The 983-nt window shown below is 66.1% G+C and carries 1 protein-coding gene; it reads right to left on the bottom strand.

What is annotated here, in order from left to right; all coding sequences use genetic code 11:
* Positions 1-59: 59 nt before the first annotated feature.
* A complete protein-coding gene (locus AC0IW9_RS30335) occupies positions 60-887 on the bottom strand; it encodes an IS6 family transposase (RefSeq protein WP_471652029.1) in 828 nt (275 codons plus the stop codon).
* Between the last annotated feature and the right edge of the window lie 96 nt (positions 888-983).

Genomic DNA, 983 nt, shown 5'->3' with positions numbered 1-983 from the left:
CGGTTCTGTCAGCGCTCACGCCAAGGCAGGCCCGGGAAGGGCGCTGCGGCGTGTCGGCCCTAAGCAGCCTGCAGTATGGCGAGCGCGGCCGTCGCACGACGGACGTGAAGGAGACGTCGGCGGCTGGCGGGAACATGCTGATTGTGCCGGACGCGAGGACGGAGGTGGTTGCGAAGTTCGTCGTAGCTGCGACAGAAGCGCTCCGCTGAGGTGAAGCCCTTGAACCCACGCATACATCGGATCCGGCCTTTTATGCCCCGGTGATCCTGCTCAAGCCTGTTGTTCATGTAGGCGCTGGTGCGGTGGGTGACCCGCCTGCCCAGCGTTGAGCGGACCGCCCGCGGGTAGGAGCCATGCCCGTCCGTGGTGACCTTGTCGGGGACGATGCCGGTGACGGACCTGGCCGAGCGGAAGAACGCCTTTGCGGCCGCCATGTCGCGATGCTCGCTCAGCATGGTGTCGACGAGATCGCCGTTCCTGTCGATTGCCCGATACAGGTAGCGCCAGCGTCCACGGACCTTCAGATAAGTCTCGTCAACGTGCCAGGAACGGCGGCCAGCGCCGCCTTTCCCGCGCCGTCGCTGGCGCAGTTCACTCGACAGCGCAGGTGCGAGCTTGGCTTCCCAGTTGCGAACCGCCTCCTGGCTGAACACGATGCCGCGGAGGAGGAACATCTCGGCCAGGTCGCGGAGGGTGAGGCGGTAGCGCAGGCGCCAAAATACTACGAGCGCGATGACGTCGCTGGGGTACTGAGCTCTGTTCAGCACCCCGGAGCTGCGCTCATTGAACCCTCGACCGCAGGCGCGGCACCGAAAGCGCCGGTAGCCATGGGCCGTAGGGTCCCGCCGCTCAGTCACCTCGGCCGAACCGCAGTCCACGCATTCCATTCCAGGCTCCCAGCCGCCCATCAACCCGTCAGGAGCCTACCCATGCCTGATCCAGCTCGCCATCCGGGCACTCTTGGCGCGAGCGCTGACAAAACC

The organism is Belnapia sp. AC561, assembly GCF_979252845.1.
Note: the sequence above shows the minus strand (reverse complement) of the source record. Positions and strands in the feature narration are given on the sequence as shown.